The 1,017-nt window shown below is 70.6% G+C and carries 2 protein-coding genes; both read right to left on the reverse strand.

Features of this window, described 5'->3' with window-relative positions; all coding sequences use genetic code 11:
• On the reverse strand, positions 1-461 hold a 461-nt coding region (locus ACFYYW_RS49095), incomplete at its 3' end, for an OmpA family protein (protein ID WP_387661535.1).
• Positions 445-891 carry a hypothetical protein gene (locus ACFYYW_RS49100; protein ID WP_387661538.1) on the reverse strand — a complete coding sequence of 149 codons (447 nt, stop codon included), beginning with the start codon at positions 889-891 and terminating at the stop codon, positions 445-447. The genes ACFYYW_RS49095 and ACFYYW_RS49100, both read right to left, overlap by 17 nt.
• Between the last annotated feature and the right edge of the window lie 126 nt (positions 892-1,017).

The following is a 1,017-nucleotide window of genomic DNA, read 5'->3' on the forward strand; positions in this document are numbered from 1 at the left end:
GTGATCCCGGAACCGGCCAGGAGCTTGGTCAACGCCCGCTGTACGGCCCGGGCGCGGGCCTGGGAGAGCGTCCGGTTGTAGGCGTCTGAGCCCTTGGCGTCGGTGTAGCCGTCCACGCGCACCTGCTTGCCGCGCGCCCTGGTCGTGAGCAGCCTGGCTGTCTCCGCCAGCCGGCTCCTGGCCTTGCCGGTGAGGGTGGCCTTGTCGAAGGCGAACAGCACGTCGGCCGCCACGGTGATCTTGTCGCGGGCGCCGCGGGTCTCCTGGATCAGCGACTCGTCCAGGTTGGACGTGCGTTCCCCGATGTCCAGGACGTCGGCGGTGATGCCCCGCACCTCGCCGTTCAGGTCCAGGACCGGCGCGGTGGCGGGAGGAGCGGTGTTGACGGGCACCTGGACGGGCGGGCGGGGCGTCGGCGTGAGCAGCGCCACCGCGAGCAGGAGGTCAGGAAAGGGGGACATCGGCCAGCGTCCCGGCATGGGGGATGTGGACGTCCAGGGACTTCACGCCCTCCGGAGGGGCGGCGAAGGTCGCGGAGAAGACCGCCGTGTCCCCCGGGTTGAGGGACAGGTCCTTGGTCCGGCTGCACACGCAACCGCCCGCGCTGTCCAGCGCGACAAGGTGCTTCTTGGCGTTGACCGTGTCGACCAGGTAGACGCCGTCGATGGTGGGGTTCGCCTGCGGGACGGCGGAGAAGGCGTTGTGCACCAGCCAGCCGTCGCCCGCCGTCAGGGCGAGGGTGAAGGTGAGGTTCACGAACCGGTCCCGTCGTACCAGCTGGACCACGTCGATACGGAATCGCCTGCCTTCCACGCTGCCCTCCCGGCCGGCCAGCACCCGATCGGGCGGGGCGGAGGCGGACGCCGGCGTCACCGGCGCGGTCGAGGACATGGGACGTTCGCCCGACGAGGCCGGGGTGGACGAGGCAGGGCCGAACTGGCACCCCGATAACACCATGGCCAGCGTGGCACCGGAAATCAGCAGGCGGCTTCTCATGGACCCGGGAGTCTACACATA

Source organism: Nonomuraea sp. NPDC001831 (genome assembly GCF_042892035.1).
In the GTDB taxonomy this organism is placed as follows: Bacteria; Actinomycetota; Actinomycetes; order Streptosporangiales; family Streptosporangiaceae; genus Nonomuraea.